The sequence below is a fragment of the Hyphomicrobium sp. MC1 genome, from assembly GCF_000253295.1.
GTDB lineage: Bacteria > Pseudomonadota > Alphaproteobacteria > Rhizobiales > Hyphomicrobiaceae > Hyphomicrobium_B.
In genome coordinates, this window is sequence record NC_015717.1 from 2641951 (window position 1) to 2661743 (window position 19793).

The window sequence follows — 19793 nt, forward strand, 5'->3', positions numbered from 1 at the left end:
CAACGCGCTTCAGTCGTATCCAAGTGCTTGAGAAATAATGCGGAGTTGAAGATGAAACTCGGTGGGACGCAGGCGCCATTATCGGTCTATATGCTGGCCGATCACCTCGACGCTGCACTCGCCGCCGGCGAGGACATCATGGTGCGCGGCAGCCAGTGGCGCGAACTCGCGGAGCACACCAGCGAGCCGGCAGACTTCGTGATGCGTCAGCGCAAGATTGCCGACGAGATCCGCGCCCTTGAGCTGATGCTTGTCGCCCGCGTCCTGAAGGCGCGCAGCCATGCCGCAGCGCTCTCGGAATACGACGATCGTTTTCGTATGCTCGGGCGGTTGTTTGTGGCGGGCACGGCCATTCTGCTCGACGCGGTCGAGGAAAGCGGCGACGCGCGCGAACTCGACTTCGACACGGGCGATGAGATCATCGCCTACGTTCGCAGCCGCGGACTGATCGCTCCCGATGCAGCGGCCATCCGGAAAGCGTCGGACCTGACGATCGACGACAGCTTCCTGGTCGCCGCGCGCATGGCTCTCGGGCCTCTCTTGGATATGGCGGCGGCCTTCCTGGATGCTCTCGACGTCCAATACGATCTCTTCGTCGAAGAGGCGCCGGTTGCGAAGCGGACGCTCCTGCTCGACCTCGACGACGCCGACCGGCTGCCCTTGAACTGACGGCGCGACGTCGCAGACGCCCAGCGCGTTTTGCTGCGCCATTTGGCGACGCGTGCCGAACGGGCGGGGGAACGCTTGACCGAACGCGACGCCACAGTCGCCCGTCTGAGAACAAGCGAACGCGCCTCAGCTTTGGCCTCAGGCTTCTCAACCGCAGCCGCCGACTTTTCGAAATTCACCGCGATGCTTGCCGGCACAGTTCCGTCAACGGACGCCACACGGGTTGAATCCGTGCGCAGGACGTTGGCCAATGCGGGCTTCATGGTTTTCACCGCTGTCAGCATCTTGCCGGCGACCGGCGCGAAGACCGACGTCGACATGGCATCAAGCGCCATCGCGATCATCATGCCGCCCTGGGCCTGGTCGAGCGATGCGAACGACCCGATGGAACCCGGGACCGGCGCATAACGGCGATTTCTTTTATAGGTCGCGTCGACGATGGATGGCGCCGACATCACGCGGACTTCGAGTTTCGCAACGCCGCTTCCGGCAAAGCCCAGCTTGTGCGCGGTTGCGCGCGATACGTCGAGCTTGCGCTGACGCCAGTACGGTCCGGCGTTGTTGACGCGAACGACGGCGGCATTGCCATTATCAGGGTTGCGAATGAGCAGGATCGTGCCGTCCGGATAGATCGGGCTGGCGGCGCTGTCGGCCTCGTTGGGGCGGAAGGCTTCGCCAGATGACGTCAATCCGCATGGGTTGTAGCGATCGCGGCGACAGTCGTCATAGTACGAGGCTTGGAGCACCGTGTCCTGGCCAACAATGGCGACCATCTCGGCGATGCTCAGCACGCGGTGACAGGTGTGGTTGAAGCAGTATGTCTTGCCAGGCGTCTTGGCTTCGACAGGGGCGGCGCTGAAGGCCAACACCGTTGCAACGGCTGCCGGCACACTCCAGGCAGCCCATGCCGCTGCGCATACGTGCGCACGGCGACGAATACTCGATGACATCCCTACTCTCCCGTCTTTCTTCGGCACGGGCCTACGCGCCGTTCTCCTCCGTGCGTTCCATCCGCCTTGGAACAAAACACCAACTGCAGCGCCGGACCATAGAGTTTGTGATGCACCACGACAACCCAAGAATTGCCGTTACAATTCTCAAGCAATCACAAGTTATTTCATGACGTTGCGTGACTGAGTTGGCTCCATTTCTACGGAGGTGAAACGGTGTGCCGCATGCGCCCCCAGGGCCACGGTTGCTGAGGCGTATATGCATCATGCGGCGCGTAATACGAAGCCGAACGAAATTCTCCGGTTGCGCCGCATAGGGCGTATGCGTCTCATCTCGCGCGGGGGCCGCAAATACGGGGATTTTCGGGGGAAATTTTGCGTCTATTCCTGGGATCTATTGCGCTGGCATTGCTGCCGTTTCTAAGCGGTTGTGTCTGCGATCCGCCGGTCGAGCGACTGACCATCAAAAAGCGCGTGCACGCGAAACGGGTCGCGCTGGCGATACCGGCCAAGCCAAGACCTAGCACCGACGCGACGGGGCCATCCGCCACGTCCGTGCTGAGACCAATACGCATCAAGAGGTGCGACTGTCCGCAGGACTTTGATCCGCATGTCTGCGGCGATCGGAGCGCCTACACGTGGTCGCCGGACTGCAACAAACAGTCATCAGGAACCATAAGGCCCAGCGCTCCCGAGCCTGCGCCGGCACCTATCGCAGCGCCTGTCGCGGCGCCTGATAGGGCGACACCAGCGTCACTCAAAGGTTCAGCGCAGCCTTGAGCGTTTCAGCCGCCTCGTTCAGCCGCTGAGGATTCGAGCACCGCAGCACGAGGTCGGACACCGGGCGGCCATTGCGCAATTGCGGGTAGCTGCCCATCGCCACGTCGCGATAGCGCTGCTGGTGTTTCGAGAAGATATCCGCGATCTCGCTTTCCGGGCGATCGACGGGAATGGTGATCGACAACAGCTTGGCGCCGGTTTCCAGCATCGGCGTCACGCTTGCGAGCATGGCGCGCATGACGCTCGGCACGCCCGCCATCACGAACACGTTGCCGATGCGAAACCCCGGGGCGACCGAGAGCGTATTGTCAATCAGCTCGGCGCCTGCGGGCGCTCTCGCCATGCGCAAGCGCGCAGCCGTCACCTCAAGCCCGCGGCCGGTATAATAGTCACGAAGCAGCTTTTCCGCGCGGGCGTCGATGCCGACCGAAACGCCGAAGGCCTTGCCGATACTGTCGGCGGTGATGTCGTCGTGCGTCGGACCGATGCCGCCGGTCGTGAACACATAGGTGTAGCGGGAGCGAAGCGCATTGACGGCCGAGACGATCTCATCCTCATCGTCGGCGACGACGCGCACCTCCTGCAAGCGGATGCCGATGTTCGTCAAATGCTCGGCGACGGCGCCGATGTTCTCATCCTTGGTGCGGCCCGACAGAATCTCGTCGCCGATGACCAGGAGGGCTGCCGTAACAATCCGTTCTTCCGTCAAGGTTCGCTCGTCCATCGCTGCTTTCAGCCGCCGTCATAGCACCGCCGAACGCGCGGCGAAAATACTTGCCGGGCGGCGCCGAACGCCGATATGGCCTGATCCATGAAATTTACACACCCTCTCGTGCCCGGCATTCTGATCCAGCGCTATAAGCGCTTTCTCGCGGACGTCACGACCGCAGGCGGCGTCACCGTCACTGCGAGTTGCCCCAATACGGGCTCGATGCTCGGCCTGACGAAGCCCGGCTCGAAGGTCTGGCTTTCGGAAAGCGACAGCCCGACGCGTAAATACCGGCATACCTGGGAAATGATCGAGGCCGACCTTGGGACGGGTCCGCACCTCGTCGGCATCAATACGGGACGACCGAACGCGCTCGTCACCGAAGCCATCGAGACCGGGACGATCGCCGAACTTGCCGGATATCCGATGTTGCGGCGCGAAGTGAAATACGGACTCAACAGCCGCATCGACGTGCTGCTTTCGGGCGGACGCGATAATCGCGACTGTTATGTCGAGGTGAAGAACGTGCATTTGATGCGCGAGAACGGCCTCGCCGAGTTTCCCGACAGCAAAACAGAGCGCGGTGCCAAACACTTGCGCGAACTTGCAAACATGGTTGGCGAAGGCCACCGCGCCGTGATGGTTTTTCTTGTGCAGCGCAGCGATGCAGAGAGTTTCAAGCTCGCGCGTGACATCGACCCCGCATATGCCGCCGCTTTTCAGGCTGCTGCAGCATCAGGTGTTGAAATGCTCTGCTATAAATGCCAGCTCAGCCCTACAGAAATCGCAGTTGAGAAACGCATCGAGATTGCGGATCTTTAACGAGAAGGCCGGTCAACGGCTGAAACACACAAGAGAGAGGCAACGTACTCTCCAGCAGACGGCGTTTAGGGCGCCGGTCAAGGAAACGAAACCCAAGGTGACGATCGATGTATTCACGTCGCGATTTTTCGAGGCTGGGGCTTGCCCTGGCCGGTGGCGTCGCAGCACTTAAATCGGCAACCGGCTTGGCGGCGGAAGGTTCGGCCGAGACATTCCAAGTTACGAAGTCGGACGCGGAGTGGCGCAAAGAGCTGACGCCGGAGCAGTACAACGTGCTGCGCAAGCAGGGCACCGAACGGGCGGGCACGTCGCCGCTCGATGCAAACGACGCGCCGGGCACCTACCTTTGCGCCGGATGCCAGCTTGCACTGTTCTCGTCGGAAACGAAGTATCATAGCGGCACCGGCTGGCCGAGCTTCTGGAAGCCGCTTGATGGTGCGGTCGAGACGTCCACCGACAACAGCTACTTCATGACCCGCACGGAAGTTCATTGCCACCGCTGCGGCGGACATCTTGGTCATGTGTTCGAAGACGGACCGAAGCCGACAGGCCTGCGCTACTGCATGAACGGCGTGGCTTTGAAGTTCGTGCCCAAAGTCGCCTAGCCAGCAAGCAAATCGTCAAGCGCTTTGGGCGAGAGCCTTGCTCTTGCCCGAAGCCAGAAATTCCGTCGCCTCGGTGGCGGGCATTGGCATTCCCAACAGATAGCCCTGCCCGAACCCGACATGAAGTGCGCGCAGCCTTTGCAGCTGCTCGTCCGTCTCGATCCCTTCGGCGACAACCGTACAGTTCAGGTTGCGCGCAAGCTGCGTGATCGAGCGCACAATGAGATCGCTTTCGCGCGAACGCCCAAGCTGACTGACGAACAGCCGATCGATCTTGATGCGATCGAGCGGGAAGCTGACAAGATAGCTCAACGACGAATAGCCGGTCCCGAAATCGTCAAGCGCGATCGAGACGCCGAGTTGTTTCAGCCGCTTGAGCTGATCGAGTGTCACCGGATCGTTTTGCAGCAAACTCGTCTCGGTGATCTCGATTTCGAGCCGATTGGCCGGAAGGCCCGATGACTTGAGCGCGCGCTCGACGCGTTGCGCGACATCGTCGGAGGCGATCTGCAACGGCGATAGATTGATGCCGACGACGACATCGGATGGCCACTTCGCGGCCTGAGCGCACGCAGCCTCGATCACCCAGCCGCCGATATCGTTCGCCATCCCGATTTCATCGGCGATACTTAAGAATTGGGCAGGCGGCAGCAGACCGCGCAGCGGGTGCCGCCAACGAATGAGACACTCGAAGCCGGCAATTTCATTCTTGGTCAGGCCCTGGATCGGCTGGAAAAAGAGTTCCAGTTCGTTCTTGGCAAGCGCGCTCCGCAAGCCTTGCTCAACGGCCTGGCGCTCTTCCACCGAGCGCAGCATGTCGGGCTCGAAAACGCAGTGCGCGTTGCGGCCCGCAGATTTGCTCGCGTACATCGCAAGATCGGCCTGCGTCAGCAGTTGATCGCCGGTAGAGTCGCTTTCGAAAGCGATGGCGACGCCAACGCTCGCGCCAATCTGCACGCGCTGACCTTCAAGAAAGAACGGATCGCATAACGCCGAGACGAGACGCATGGCCAGGGCCTGAGCCGTGGCGCGGCCGCAGATCTCCTGAGCGACGACAGCGAACTCGTCGCCGCCGAGGCGTGCTACCAGATCGCCGTCGCGGACGACCTTCGCGATCCGCGACGCCGCCATTCGCAGCACCGCATCGCCCGCCGCGTGGCCGAAGGCATCGTTGACGCCTTTGAAGCGATCGAGGTCAATATAGAAGACGCCGTATTCCGGCGACTGGTCGCGATCGGCGGCCAGCGTGTTGAGGCGGGCCATGAAAGCGCGGCGGTTGGCGACTCCCGTCAGGCCGTCGGTCATCGCGGCACGTTCGGTCTCTTCGCGCGCCGACACCAGGGCGGCAAAGGAGTCCTTCAGTTTTTCGACGGCCTCCAGGCGCTCGGCGAAAATCCGGGCGTTCGACGCAATGAGGCCGACGAGGAACATGAAATAGCTGAGCGCCAGTGCGGCGAGAATGAGATGGTTGTCGAGCGTGATGAACAGGCACTTCACCGCCAACGGGATCAGGATCGTCGCGGCATAGAGGATCGCGGCGGCAGGAATGGGAGAGAGCAAGACGCTGCCGCTTGCCGCCATGCCGACTACAAGCGCAACAATGATGACCTCGCTGTTGGCAACCGTCCCGGTCCATAGCGTTCCGAGCAGACTCCAGGGCAGGGCCAGCAGGACACTAAACAGCAAGGCGTTTCGGGCCGGGCGGCGCGAGGTATTTCTGCCGTTGGCAGACGTCCGGTGATTAGTACGGTTACGCAGTGACCGAATGCCGACAAAACTGCAAATCGCTAATGCAAAGAGCGTCCAGAGCACGAGCGCAGGCCATCGAATCAGGCCGCTGAATGCGATGGTGGCCAGCAGGACGTTGATTGCGTAACCAGCCATCGCCGCTGGCGTTGCCCGGGCGATACTCGCAAGTTGCTCCTTGTGGACGGATGACCACTTCCACCCGCCTTCATCATGCAGAAATTTCACTTCCAGGCCTCAGTGCGCATTGAGACGGCGGCCACACTAGGCCGGAGCCCTTAACGATCCTGCTGCGCCAGGACGGATAATTCGTTAAGTTGCTCCCGCACTCGCAAAAAAAATCGCGCTTTCCGAGTGTTGCGCCGCGTCACTCGCTGCAAGCACGATATGATAATTGAGAGCATAAGCGGCGCCGAGTAAGTTTTCGTTATGGCCCCGCGACCCGGGAGGCTTTGCGGCATGTTTCGGCCATTCCGGTGGCCCATGCGTACCCCGGTCATGTGATGCAGAAGCATCACACGAAGGGCAACGGATTCCGCAGGGCGGTGCGTTTTCTTCTCCGGGTGTATGGGACAGAGCTTCCGCGTGCCAATCGTTCAGCCCGGCATGTGAAGTTCTTACGAGAGCAAAGAGACTATGGCGTTACTCCGGTGGGTTTCTACGGTCGTCGTTATCGGTGCGATAGCGGGCGGCGTCTATTATACGATGCACGGAGGCAGCGGAGCGCCGGAGGATGGCGCCAAAGGCCGGAATGCGCGCGGCGGCTTCGGCGGCCCAGTTGCCGTTCTTGCCAAGGACGCCGCGAAGGCTGACGTGCCGATCTATCTCGAAGGCGTCGGCTCCGTTAAGGCTCTGAACACCGCGACCATCCGGGCACAGGTCGACGGCCGCATTTTGAGCGTCAACTTCAAGGAAGGCCAGGACGTCAAGAAGGGCGATCTGCTCGCCAAGATCGACCCGGCGACCTACCAGGCGCAGCTCGATCAGGCCGTAGCAAAGAAAGCGCTCGACGAAGCGCTGCTCGCCAACACCAAGCGCGACCTCGACCGTTACCAGAAGGTCGGCACGCTCGCCATTTCCCAGCAGCAGATTGACACCCAAGTCGCGCTGATCAAGCAACAGGAAGCGCAGATCAAATCCGACGTCGCGGCCATCGAGAATGCGCAGGCAATCCTTGGCTATACGACGATCGTGGCGCCGTTCGACGGCCGTACCGGCATCCGCCTCGTCGACGAAGGCAACCTCGTGCACGCCAATGACACCACCGGCATCGTCGTGATTACGCAGGTGCAGCCGATCACGGCGACTTTCACGTTGCCGCAGCAGGAGTTGCCCACCCTGATCAAAGCCATCGAGACCGGTCCGTTGGTCGCGACGGCGCTGTCGACAGACGGCCAGACGGAACTCGAAACCGGTTCGCTGAAGGTCATCGACAATCAGGTCGACCAGCAAACCGGCACGATCAAGCTTAAGGCCGAATTCCCGAACGAGAAGCGTCAGCTTTGGCCGGGCCAGTTCGTCAATGTGCGGTTGCTGGTCGATACCGTCAAAGACGCGACGGTCGTGGCGACGGAAGCCGTGCAGCGCGGACCCGACGGAACCTATGTGTTCGTCATCGGCCCCAACAACACCGCCGAGATGCGTGCCGTCAAGGTTTCGCGCCAGGACGACAAGTTCGCGGTCATCGCCGAAGGCCTCAAGCCGGGCGACAAGGTCGTGACGAGCGGCTTCAGCCGTCTGAAGGACGGATCGACTGTCTCTATTAATGACGGCACATCCGCGCCTGCCACCGACAAGCCGCACCACAAGAAGTCGCCGGACGGCAAAAAGTCGACCTCGGCGGATCAGAACGCGCAGGCCGCGCAGTTGCCGACGGAAGCCGCGCTCGTTACCGGCTCGACGTCAGGCGACGAACAGCGCCACGGCAAACATCGCCGCCACCACGACCAGGATAACGGCGCATCGCCATGAGCGTTTCGCACCTTTTCATCGTCCGTCCGATCGCGACGTCACTGCTTGCAGTAGCGACGATCCTCGGCGGCATTCTCGGCTACTTCGCGCTGCCGATCTCGTCGTTGCCACAGGTCGATTTCCCGACCGTCGAGGTGACGACCGAGCTTCCGGGCGCTAGCCCCGAGACGATGTCGACGCTCGTTACGGCGTCGCTCGAACGCCAGTTCGGACAGATCCAATCGCTCGCAGCGATGTCTTCTACGAGCTCGTTCGGGTTGAGCCGCATCACGCTGCAGTTCAACCTCGACCGCGATATCGACGCCGCGGCGCAGGACGTCCAGGCAGCGATCAATGCCGCTGGCTCGACGCTGCCCAAAAACCTCCCCTACCCGCCGACCTATTCGAAGGTCAATCCGGCCGACACGCCGATCGTCACCTTAGCGCTGACGTCCGATACGCAATCGCTCAGGTCGCTGTCTGACCTTGCCGATACGCTTTTGGCGCAACGCTTGGCGTCGGTCTCGGGCGTCGGCCACGTATCGATCGAAGGCGGCATCAAGCCTGCGGTGCGCGTCGAAGCCGATGTCTCGCGGCTGGCGAGTTACGGCCTCAGCATGGCCGATCTCAGCGCCGCGATTGCGAGCGCCAACGTCTCGGGGCCGAAAGGTTCGATCGACGGCGTGAAGCAATCCTACACGATTGCCGCCAACGACCAGATCGACCAGGCGCACATCTATGAAGACGTCATCATCGCCTATCGGAACGAGGCGCCGGTCCGCGTCAAGGACGTCGCGAAGGTCACGGAAGGGCTGGAGAATACACGCGTTGGCGGCTGGTATAACGGCAAGCCTGCGGTCATCGTCGACGTTCAGAGGCAGCCCGGCGCCAACGTCATCGATACGGTCAACCGCATCAAGGACGAACTGCCCCGCGTCGAACGTTCGATGCCGGCCGGCGTCAATCTGCAGATCGTCAGCGACCGCACCGGCACGATCGAGGCTTCCGTCCGCGACGTGCAGTTCACGCTCGTCCTGAGCGTCGGCCTCGTCGTCATGGTCGTGCTTTTGTTCCTACGCTCGCTGCGCGCGACGATCATTGCAGGCGTGGCGCTGCCGGTTTCTCTGATCGCCACGTTCGGCGTGATGTATTTCTGCGGCTTCAGTCTCGATAACCTGTCGCTGATGGCCTTGACGATCGGCACCGGCTTCGTCGTCGACGACGCCATCGTCATGATCGAGAACGTCGTGCGCCACATCGAGAAGGGCGAGAAGCCGATGAAGGCGGCGCTCGATGGTGCGCGCGAAATCGGATTCACGGTGATCTCGCTGACGCTGTCGCTGATCGCCGTCTTCATCCCCCTGCTCTTCATGACGGGCCTCGTCGGGCGCATGTTCCGCGAGTTCGCGATGACCCTGACGATTGCCGTCGTCGTCTCCGCGATCGTGTCTTTGACGCTGACGCCGATGATGTGTTCGAAGCTTCTGCGCGGCGGCCATGACGAGAAGTCGGGCATCATCGGCCGCTTCATCGAGCGCGTGATCGCCGGTTACGACCGCTCGCTGGAATTCGTGTTCCGGCATCAGGGCGCGACGCTTATCGTGGCGCTGATGACCGTGGTCCTGACGATCTGGCTCTATGTCATCATGCCGAAGGGCTTCCTGCCCGACCAGGATACCGGCGCCATCACCGCCGTCGTCGAGGGCAGCCCGCAGATCTCGTTCACCGAAATGACGAAGCTGCAGAAGGACGTCGCAGCCATCGTCGCAACGGATAGAGACGTTGCCGGCGTCGCTTCGATCGTCGGCATCGGCCAGCTCAATGCGACCCAGAATGTGGGCAGCCTCAAGATCATGCTGAAGCCGCGCGACGAACGCGAGTCCAACGTCGTCGAGGTGATCCAGCGCCTGAAGCGCGAGGTCAAGACCGCGCCGGGCACGATGGTCTACTTCCAGCCGGTACAAGACGTGCAGATTTCAACGCAGTCGAGCCGCGCACGCTATCAGTATACGCTCGCCAGCACCGACAGCGCCGAGGTCACTGAGTGGTCGAAGAAGATGGCCGACGCGCTCAGGACATCGCCGTTCCTGCGCAACGTCGCAACGGAAGAAGTCGATGGCGGCCTGATCGCGCGGATCGACGTCGATCGTGTCGTCGCCGGACGCCTCGGCGTTACGATGCAGGCCATCAACGATGCGCTGAGCAATGCGTTTGGCCAACGGCAGGTTTCGACGATTTACGAGCAGGCGAACCAGTATCGCGTCGTGCTGGAAGCCGCCGAGCAATATCGCAGCGACCCGTCACGCCTCAACCGGCTTTACGTTGCATCAACGACGGCCGGGACGCCCGTGCTGCTGACGGCCGTCGCGAAAATCAAGTACGAGACGGCGCCGCTTGCGATCAGCCACCAGGATCAGTTCCCGGCCATCACGATCAGCTTCAACCTGGCGCCGAACGCGTCGTTGAGCGATGCGCTCGCGGCCATCGACACGGCAAAGAAGGATATCGACCTTCCCGCGACGGTATCGGGCACGTTCTATGGCGACGCGGCGGAGTTTTCCAAGTCGCTGCAGAACCAGCCGTGGCTCATCCTGGCGGCCATCGTCACGATCTATATCGTGCTCGGCGTGCTTTATGAGAGCCTCATTCATCCGTTCACGATTTTGACGACGTTGCCGTCGGCTGGCATCGGTGCGGCGCTGGCACTGGAACTGACGGGCAACGACCTGTCGTTCGTGGCGCTGATCGGCATCATCCTGCTGATGGGCATCGTGAAGAAAAACGCGATCATGATGATCGACTTCGCGCTGGAAGCGGAGCGCGAGCGTGGACTATCGCCGCGGGCCTCGATCAAGGAAGCGGCACTTCTGCGCTTCCGACCGATCATGATGACGACGCTTGCGGCGCTGTTCGGCGCATTGCCGCTGGCTCTCGAAAGCGGAACGGGATCGGAATTGCGCAACCCGCTCGGCATTACCATCGTCGGCGGCTTGCTGCTCAGCCAGCTGCTGACGCTTTACACCACGCCCGTCATCTATCTGGCGATGGAACGGCTGCGCGCCCGGCTTGGCGGCCGCGCGCTCGACGCCAATGGCGAACCGGTTGCCGCTGCGCCGGAGCAATCACGGGCGATCACCGCGGGTAACCGCGAGGCTGCGGAGTAGGCGCATGAACGTCTCACGCATCTTCATCGAACGGCCGATCGGCACAGCCCTTCTCGCCATCGGGCTCTTTCTGGTGGGCGCGGTCGCATACTTCATGCTGCCGGTCGCCAGCATGCCGTCGATCGAAATTCCAACGATCCGCATCATGGCGTCGCGACCGGGTGCCGATCCAGCGACGATGGCAGCAAGCGTTGCATCGCCGCTCGAACGCCGACTCGGCGAGATCGCGGGCGTGACGGAAATGACGTCGACCAGCTCGCTCGGCTCGGCATCGATCGCGATGCAGTTCGACCTCAACCGCAACATCGATGGCGCAGCGCGCGACGTTCAAGCCGCCCTCAACAGCGCGACGGCCGATCTTCCCGGCGATCTTCCGCAGGTGCCGACGTACCGCAAATATAATCCATCAGCGGCGCCCATTCTCATTCTGGCGCTGACGTCGAAGACGATGACGACCAGCGACATCTACGACACCGCCGACACGATCCTGGCGCAACGTATCTCGCAAGTCGAAGGCGTGGCCGATGTGGATGTCAGCGGTGCCGACCAGCCGGCGACGCGCATTCAGGTCGATCCGACGCTCGTGGCTTCGATGGGCGTGAGCTTCGACGACGTCAAAAACGCCGTCGAGGCGGCGAACGATCTGTCTTCGATCGGCTCCATCGACGGACCGAACCAGACGATTGTGCTGCAGTCCAATTCGCAGATGACAGAGCCCGAGGATTACAGGGGCATCATCGTCAAGAACATGCCGAACGGCGATGTGGTCAAGGTCGGCGACGTGGCCAAGGTCATAAAAGCGACGCGCAACGCCCGCTCGCTCGCACGCTACGGGCTGCAACCCGCCGTGCTGCTCATCGTCACCAAGACGGCCGATGCCAACGTCATCGACACCGTTGATCGCGTGAAGGCGATCCTGCCGCAGCTCAAGGAATGGATTCCGGCGGGCGTCGACATTTCCATTTTGTCCGACCGCACGACGACGATCCGCGCTTCGGTGCACGACATGCAGTTCACGCTTGGTCTCACGATCCTGCTCGTCATGTCGGTCGTGTTCGTCTTTCTGCGGCGCACGACGCCGACCATCGCCGCGGGCATCACGGTGCCGCTCTCGCTTGCCGGAACGTGCGCGGCCATGTGGGCGGCAGGCTATTCCATCAATAACCTGACGCTGATGGCCCTCGCCGTCGCGGTCGGCTTCGTGGTCGACGACGCAATCGTGATGATCGAAAACGTCTACCGCAACATGGAAAAGGGCATGAAGCCCATTCCTGCGGCGCTGGAAGGCTCGCGCCAGATCGGCTTCACCGTCATCTCGATTTCCGTCTCGCTCGTCGCAGCATTCATTCCTGTGCTGTTCATGACCGGCATTGCCGGCCGGCTGCTGCACGAGTTCGCCATGACGCTGACTTTCGCCATCGTCATTTCCGCGATCGTCTCGCTGACCGTCACGCCGATGATTTGCGCGCACTTCATCAAGGAAGGCGCCGAAGAACACCGCAACCTCGCCGACCGTATCTTCGAAGGTGCGCTGAGCATGGTTGTGCGCGCCTATGCGTTCACTCTCAGGATCGCGCTGCGTAATCAGCTTGTCATGCTGAGCGTCTTCATCGCGACGATTTTCCTGACCGTGCACTTTTACAGCGTACTGCCGAAGGGCTTTCTGCCCGAGGACGACACGGGCCTGATCATCGCGGCGACCGAAGCCAATGCGGATATCTCATTCGCCGAAATGAAGAAGCTCCAGGACCGGGCGCTCAAGGTCATCCTCGCCGATCCTGCCGTCGACAACATCGGTTCGTCGATGGGCGCCGGCGGCTTCAATCCGACGCAGAACCAGGGCCGCATGTTCATCAGCCTCAAGCCGCTCAGCGAGCGCGGCAACGTGCCAACGGCGGAAGTCATTGACCGGCTGAGGAAGCCGCTCGGCAAGATCGTCGGGCTGGCGACGCGGCTGATGCCGTCGCGCGATATCCGCGCGGGTGCCCGCTCGGGCAAAGCCGACTATCAATACACGCTGTGGTCGCTTAACGCCGACGATCTTTATGCCTGGGTGCCGAAAGCCCTCACCGCGGTTCGCGCAATTCCCGGTGTCGTCGATGTCAGCTCGGATCGCGAATCCGGCGGCCTTCAGCTCAACGTCAACATCAACCGCGATGTCGCTTCACGCCTCAACGTGGCGATCGCCGATATCGACACCGCGCTATCCAACGCCTTTTCGCAGACGCAGTTCTCGACGATCTATACCGATCGCAATCAATATAAAGTCGTCATCGAGGTGGACCCCAATCTCCAGGGCCAGCCGAAAGATCTGTCGCGCATCTATGTACCGACGATTGACGGAAGGCGGCAGGTTCCGCTGTCGAGCGTCGTGACATTGACTGAAGGCATCGCGCCGCTCGTCGTCAATCACCAGGGACCTTTCCCGGCGGTCACCATCAACTACAGCCTGAAGCCGGGTGTCAGCATAGACACGAGCCTGCAGGCGATCGATCAGGCGCTGCAGAAACTGCATATGCCGGAAAGCATCCGGGCCGAGCCCGCCGGCGATGCCAAAGCATTTCAGGAGCAAGCGCGCGCCCAGACGCTGCTGATCGTCGCCGCTCTGCTCTCGATTTACATCGTACTCGGCGTTCTCTACGAGAGCCTCGCGCATCCGCTGACGATCATATCGACGTTGCCGTCCGCGGGCCTCGGCGCGCTGCTGGCCCTCGAACTCGCCCATATGGATCTGTCGCTGATCGCACTCATCGGCGTCATTCTGCTGATCGGCATCGTGAAGAAGAACGGCATCATGCTGGTCGATTTCGCAATCCACGCCGAACGCGAGCTTGGGCTTTCCCCGCATGACGCCATCTATGACGCGTGCCTGCAGCGCTTCCGGCCCATCCTGATGACAACGCTCGCGGCACTCCTGGGTGCTGTTCCGCTTGCCGTCGCCATCGGCCCCGGCTCGGAATTGCGCCGGCCGCTCGGCATCACCATTATCGGCGGACTGGTCGTGTCGCAGATCCTGACGCTCTATACGACGCCGGTGATTTACCTGATGCTGGAGCGTGGGAAGGCTTGGATCGCGCGGCAACGAAAATCGCGCTCGACGCAAATGGTTCCGCAAGACGCACCTAGGCCGTGAACTTCCCTGCTGGCTCGCATCTACGCCAGTTCACTTATCTACGACAACCGCGCCGATCCCATAGCCGGTGCCCGATCCCGACTGCGGAATTTTGTTGCCGACGTAGTCGCGAGATCCGACATCAAGATTGAATGGCGGCTTCGTCAGATCAATTGCGCGCCCCATCAGCTTTTGCGAGACGTGCAATGCCGCACGCGGACACGATCGCTTATAGCCGCCGCAAATCTCTCCCAGGGCGGTGGTGTCAAGTTGCGGATCATCGGTGAATGCCGTCGACTTGCCATCGAGCGTTTCGTTGCCCGTCGCTTGCCGCCAAGTATCAAGATTGGTGTAGTTTCTATCGCGCCACCGAATGGCGAACTGGTCCGTCAAATAGTAACTGTTGGAGAGGATTTGAACCTCAGGCAGTTCTGACCCGGTATTGATGTAGTTCGCTCCATTCAGTGCTATGATGAGATTGTTTGCAATGATCGCGCCCTTGGGATTTCCCTGAATGGAAATGCCGGCGGTTGTGTTCGACGGCCCGTTGGAAATCAGCGTGTTGTTATAAATACTGAGCTGGGGCGAGTCGGCTCCCCTCGCAATTACGATGTTTCCGAAGTAGGAAGCGCCCCACGATGTGGCGTTGTTCACGGCGACATTATAGCGAATGATATTCCGCCCCCACTCGCCGTCGATATATGCGGCAAAGCCGGCACCCCAGTTGTCGTGAGCATAGTTGTATTGAAGAACCGAGTCCGTGACGTAGCCGTCGAGATCGAAGCCATCCCAATCGCAGCCTTTGACGAATTTGCTCGGCTTGGCGTTGTAGACTTCGTTGAACTGAATGACGATGTGACTTGAGCTATACGCCCAGAAACCGGATGGCCCACCGCAGGTATCGACATTGGCGCCGAGATTGTACGCAATGTTGTTTTGAATCAGGCCGCCAGTGACGCCATTGGCGATCATGCCGTTGCCGTCGGCCCCGTTGGTACCGCCGGGCCGGCCTCCAATGTCGTAAATGACATTGCCCTGATACAGAATGTTTCGGACGTTCTTGTCGCGTCCAAAGCCATAAAGCCCGTTATTGTCCGGACTTGTCGGTCCGTCAGAACCGTGCAGCACATTGTCGATGACATTCACACCATCGAGTCCGGCGCCCGGGTGGCCAGTAACAAAAATCTCGGCTCCATTCTGTCCGGGGCTGGTGGTGAAGAACCCGCTAATGTCGCATCGTCGAACTGTTATGTTTCGAGCGGCGTCATTGTCGTAAGGGTTTTGAATCCAAACACCAAAGGGCGTCTTGCCGCCGTTGCCGCGTAGAGTGCAATCCTGCACGACAACGCCGCTGGCGCCGACGATGTCGATCGCTGCCACGAGACGCCCGGCGCAGTTCGATTTGATCTGAAATTTTCCATGCCCATAAGCGCCGATCGTAACCGGACGTTCCGCGGTCCCGCGCAGCATCCCGCGCGAAATCTGAAGACAGCCTACAAATGTCTTGCCGCCCTCAAGGAGAATTGAATCTCCGGCATTGTAGACGGACTGCTGTATCCTCCCGAGGCTGCGCCAAGGCGCGTTAGGGGCTGTTCCCGAATTCAAATCATCCCCAGTCGGCGACACATAATAGGTCGTCCCAGTACCGGAGGGTTCAGACGATTGGGCTTTGGCAACGACGGCGCAGCAGAGCTGCAAGCAGACGACAAGGACAAGCGTCACTGCGCCCAGAGGGTGGGGGAAACTCATGAAACGCATATATGCCCTCGCGGTGAATTCGGCGCAGGCCGAGATCGACCTACCGGGTTTGTTGAATGCCAACTGAGGGAGTCAATTCAGCGTTGGGCAACGATGGCCAACGTGGCATCGGTGTCCTATGCCGCAATTTGAGCCGAGGCATCAAGCTGGCAATTCCACAGGCGTAAAACAACACGGTGTAAGGGTAAAAAACCAGAACTATCGATTCAAATGGTGAGCGAGCGACGAGCAATAATAGCATCGACGCGAAAAATGCCGTCGTGCTGCATGGAAAATTCATGACGTTCATCAGCGCGAAATAAACAAAGACAAGGGCAGCAGCCAGAAACGCAAGTAACCCGACCCATCCCAGGTCGACCAGAATTTCGCGGAAGGTATTGTGAAACTGAAAGACGCGTCCATCCGTCTGCCCGAACATCGACAGCACTGAAGCCGTTTCATTCGAGTCGCCGAGCCAAAATGCCTTATATCCATGTCCAAGCAACGGGGCTCTCGCAATCCAGATATCGGCCCAGTCCCAAAGCGTGGTTCGGCCTGTCAACGTCGGATCTTTGTTGAAGGCGGCAAGCACGCGGTCTGACGAGAACCCTATGCCAGCAAGGGCCAAGGCGACGAACATCACGGCGATGAGCCCAATGACTACAAATGTCCAGCGAGACCATCGGTCAAACCGCTTGAGCATTAGGAAGCCCAAGAATGCCAATGCGAAGCCGACGGCCGCAAGCGCCGATGAGAGCGCCTCGACGCCGGCCGCTATACCCGCGCCGAGCGGAAGAAAGACGAGCGTCGACAAGCGGGACAACGTCGGCTGACCTGAGTCCGTGACCACCCCCAAGGCAGCGGCGAACAGCGTAAGGCCCACGAACCCCATTGCGTCCTTGCTTCCCGTTATTCCGATGAGTACCGGACCCGCCGCCGACGGGCCAGTTTGACCGGATATGAGGGAAGCAATGACCACGATTGCCATCGCGTAATAAATGCCACGAACAATTTCTCGGCTTGTCGCGCAGATGCCGATGAGAATGCCGACAAAGATCGTCACAAGCAGCTGGATACCATACCAAAGCGAGATGGTCGGCACGTCTGACCAGGTCGCCGACAGCATGACAATCCCCGGAAAAATGAGCACGACCTTAAGTTCGGCACCATACCCCACAAGCTCCCGGTGAAACTTGAGAGCGCAGAGGCCCGTGACCGCCATTATCAGCAATGGAATAATCAGCGAAAAAATCTGAACGTTAAAGATGGCAAAGAAAAACGTCGTGGCGGCGAGCGGGTAATTCAGCAGGCGGCGGCGCGATCGCTGCGAGGATTTGTGTTTTCGTGTCATCGCTTTCAGCCGTCCCCTCAAACTGCCGAACTGGATCTGGCTGCGCTAAAGACGGGAAATGCCTTCCACATCTGCCGCAAGGCGCGCTGAGCCGGCTTTTCGAGCAGGTTAAACATCGTAACTGCCAGCGCAAGCATCGACGCGAAGGCGATCGCGATAGCGGTCATGTCGCCGAAGCCTAGTCCCTTCAGATTTGAGATGATCGTTATCCCGATGTTTTCATGCAGCAAGTACAGCGAATATGATGCCTGACCAACAAGCAGCAGCGGCCGCCAACTGAGCGGAACATTCAGACAAATCAGAACACCCATCAAAACGACCCCGGTCGCGACGAAGAGCGCCGCCACAACAGACGGCTGATCGAGCAAGCTGACGTAGTCGAGATTAAGGACGTAAAGAATTACCGCGCTCATCAGACAAAGACTGGCCGCGAGAGCGTTTCGGGAGAAGTGCCATTGGGCGATCGCGACGCCGAAGAGAAAGAAGCTCATATATTGGTGAATGAATATTTTATCAGCGAGGTTAGGAGCGATGTGAAAGCAAATTTCGCCCAGAATGCCGAACAGAATGATCCCGGCCCAGACCCGCCGGCCCAAGAGGATCAGAAAAATGGCGACCACCGCATAAAACTTAAATTCGACGGCCAAGCTCCAATACACACCATCGACATACTGAAAGTTCCACTTCGACGGCAGAACGGCGGGAAGCATCAGCATACTCGAAATGATGTCGACGACACCGCGATGGAAGGGTTCGGGACCAAAAGCGTTGGCGATAAAAAACGTCACGAAGATCGAGCAGATAAGCGCCGGGTATATCCTCGAAAGCCGCCTGAAGAGGAAGTCGATTGCGTTACTCGAGCTCTCGACCGTTAGCGCGATGACTGTACCTGAGATGACAAAGAAGAATTCAACGCCGAAGCGGCCGAGTTCCCATAGCGGCGAATAGGCCTGTGAATACTGATAGAGGTTGTCAGGAAAAAACGGGGGTGCCCAGCGAACAAGATAGTGAAAGCAGATGACGAGCAGGATCGCCAAACCGCGCAGAGAATCGATCGTGTCGATGCGCTTAACCGCATTGGTTTCGCGCCCCGTAATCGTCTCGGTGGCGTTTGCTGGGATTCTTATCACGGCTGATGTTCCGGAAGCCGGCTGGCTTCTGCCGGGTGACAAAGGTTTCGCAGTCGAGACAAGAGCCGAGACGTGTCGGACACGTCTACAAACACAGCGCGTTCGGTTTGACGCAACGCGTTTGCTTTTTCGTTGTAGCCGGAGGCATCGAGATGAATGAGAAAATCGGAGACCGTTTCCTGCATTGGCTCGCGAAACGTCCAGCCGCGATTGTCGCGCTCTACAATGTCGCCTGTGGCCGTACCTACCCGCGCCAATGCAGGCACGCCGTATAGGCCGCCCTCGTAAAGCCGGTTCGGTATCAGCCAATCGGAGTTGGCACCCCAGGCGCTGAAGTCGATCGCCCAGGCGAAATCGACCGCGGAATAGATTTCCTGAAGATCGCGCGGATTTTGGTATGTTCCGAAATAGGATATATTCGGTGTTTCCGCTGCGACGGATTCGAGCAGTTCACGTGTAATCCCGTCCGGTTCCGACGGAACGCCCCTGATATGGACGGCAATCCGACTCCCGAGCCGAGACGCCATCGCGCGGAGAATCTCTAGACTGCGATTGCAGCGAAGAACACCGAACCAACCTATCGTCCAAGCACGCCCGTCGCTTTGATTGCGGATGTGATACAGAGGATGAACCGTCTCGTTCTCTGGCCCGAGCTTGTTTTCAAGAAGAAACCACTCTCCCGTGTATCTCTGAACAGGCGAGAAATAACGGTCGATAAAATAGGGAGAGCTCACAACCAGCAGTCGGCTGCAAGCCAACAGCCGACGCTCTAGGAAGCGCAGGATGGCTGCCTTGACGCCGCGACCTGTAAAGGCCGGATAAACATCGAGCGCTTCGTAGACAATCGCTGCCCGGGAGCGCGCCAAAAGGCGGCCCAACCAAGCCAGCGCAAGCATGTCGATGTTGCGTGCATAAAGAATGTCGACCTGCCGAATGACCGCACGGTGACGCCATAAAATTACAATCGCTTGCATCAAGCTCAACAAACGACGACCGTGATGCCCGTCCTCGGTCACTCCAAGATCGATGTTATTCCAATCTGGGGGGGGCAATGCCATTTCACGGCGA

Annotated in this window: 13 protein-coding genes and 1 pseudogene; 7 read left to right on the forward strand and 7 right to left on the reverse strand. The window is 60.0% G+C overall.

Annotated features, from left to right (window positions below):
• The first annotated feature begins 51 nt into the window (after window positions 1–51).
• Both HYPMC_RS12895 and HYPMC_RS24495 read left to right on the forward strand, forming a co-directional pair.
• Window positions 52–669 carry a hypothetical protein gene (locus HYPMC_RS12895; RefSeq protein WP_013948406.1) on the forward strand — a complete coding sequence of 206 codons (618 nt, stop codon included), beginning with the start codon at window positions 52–54 and terminating at the stop codon, window positions 667–669.
• Between the two features lie 75 nt (window positions 670–744).
• Entirely contained in the window at window positions 745–1077 is a 333-nt protein-coding gene (locus HYPMC_RS24495; RefSeq protein WP_024276122.1) for a hypothetical protein, read from the forward strand.
• 68 nt (window positions 1078–1145) lie between these two features.
• Here HYPMC_RS24495 and HYPMC_RS25050 read toward each other — a convergent pair.
• Together HYPMC_RS25050 and HYPMC_RS12910 are read right to left on the reverse strand one after the other, a co-directional pair.
• Window positions 1146–1619 (reverse strand): annotated as a pseudogene (locus HYPMC_RS25050) (septal ring lytic transglycosylase RlpA family protein); the annotation flags it as partial.
• A 757-nt stretch (window positions 1620–2376) separates the two neighbouring features.
• Window positions 2377–3123 (reverse strand): molybdopterin-binding protein, encoded by a 747-nt coding sequence (locus HYPMC_RS12910; protein WP_013948409.1) that lies wholly within the window; start codon window positions 3121–3123, stop codon window positions 2377–2379.
• An 87-nt stretch (window positions 3124–3210) separates the two neighbouring features.
• Here HYPMC_RS12910 and sfsA point away from each other — a divergent pair, with 87 nt between their 5' ends.
• On the forward strand, window positions 3211–3930 hold the full coding sequence (gene sfsA, locus HYPMC_RS12915) for a DNA/RNA nuclease SfsA (RefSeq protein ID WP_013948410.1): 720 nt from the start codon (window positions 3211–3213) through the stop codon (window positions 3928–3930).
• A 107-nt stretch (window positions 3931–4037) separates the two neighbouring features.
• Complete coding sequence (msrB, locus tag HYPMC_RS12920) at window positions 4038–4535, forward strand: peptide-methionine (R)-S-oxide reductase MsrB (protein ID WP_013948411.1); 498 nt, start codon at window positions 4038–4040, stop codon at window positions 4533–4535.
• Window positions 4536–4550: 15 nt separating this feature from the next.
• On the opposite strand, the gene HYPMC_RS12925 is transcribed toward msrB, so the two are convergent.
• The gene (locus HYPMC_RS12925; RefSeq protein ID WP_013948412.1) at window positions 4551–6509 is read right to left on the reverse strand and encodes a bifunctional diguanylate cyclase/phosphodiesterase; all 1959 of its coding nucleotides are present in this window, start codon (window positions 6507–6509) and stop codon (window positions 4551–4553) included.
• 408 nt (window positions 6510–6917) lie between these two features.
• On the opposite strand from HYPMC_RS12925, the gene HYPMC_RS12930 reads away from it, so the two are divergent.
• From HYPMC_RS12930 to HYPMC_RS12940, 3 genes are read left to right on the forward strand one after another with little or no spacing between them, the layout of a single operon-like run.
• Window positions 6918–8252 carry an efflux RND transporter periplasmic adaptor subunit gene (locus HYPMC_RS12930; RefSeq protein WP_013948414.1) on the forward strand — a complete coding sequence of 445 codons (1335 nt, stop codon included), beginning with the start codon at window positions 6918–6920 and terminating at the stop codon, window positions 8250–8252.
• Window positions 8249–11395 carry an efflux RND transporter permease subunit gene (locus HYPMC_RS12935; RefSeq protein ID WP_013948415.1) on the forward strand — a complete coding sequence of 1049 codons (3147 nt, stop codon included), beginning with the start codon at window positions 8249–8251 and terminating at the stop codon, window positions 11393–11395. The genes HYPMC_RS12930 and HYPMC_RS12935 overlap by 4 nt, the downstream gene beginning before the upstream one ends.
• 4 nt (window positions 11396–11399) lie before the next feature.
• On the forward strand, window positions 11400–14528 hold the full coding sequence (locus HYPMC_RS12940) for an efflux RND transporter permease subunit (protein WP_013948416.1): 3129 nt from the start codon (window positions 11400–11402) through the stop codon (window positions 14526–14528).
• Between the two features lie 30 nt (window positions 14529–14558).
• On the opposite strand, the gene HYPMC_RS12945 is transcribed toward HYPMC_RS12940, so the two are convergent.
• Genes HYPMC_RS12945 through HYPMC_RS24255 form a run of 4 tightly spaced genes read right to left on the reverse strand, consistent with a single transcriptional unit; the run spans window position 14559 to window position 19699 of the window.
• Window positions 14559–16265 (reverse strand): right-handed parallel beta-helix repeat-containing protein, encoded by a 1707-nt coding sequence (locus HYPMC_RS12945; protein ID WP_013948417.1) that lies wholly within the window; start codon window positions 16263–16265, stop codon window positions 14559–14561.
• Between the two features lie 40 nt (window positions 16266–16305).
• A complete protein-coding gene (locus HYPMC_RS12950; protein WP_013948418.1) occupies window positions 16306–17595 on the reverse strand; it encodes an O-antigen ligase in 1290 nt (429 codons plus the stop codon).
• Between the two features lie 17 nt (window positions 17596–17612).
• Window positions 17613–18725 carry an acyltransferase gene (locus HYPMC_RS23265; protein ID WP_013948419.1) on the reverse strand — a complete coding sequence of 371 codons (1113 nt, stop codon included), beginning with the start codon at window positions 18723–18725 and terminating at the stop codon, window positions 17613–17615.
• A complete protein-coding gene (locus HYPMC_RS24255; protein WP_157135438.1) occupies window positions 18722–19699 on the reverse strand; it encodes a glucosyl transferase in 978 nt (325 codons plus the stop codon). The genes HYPMC_RS23265 and HYPMC_RS24255 overlap by 4 nt, the downstream gene beginning before the upstream one ends.
• Window positions 19700–19793 lie beyond the last annotated feature (94 nt).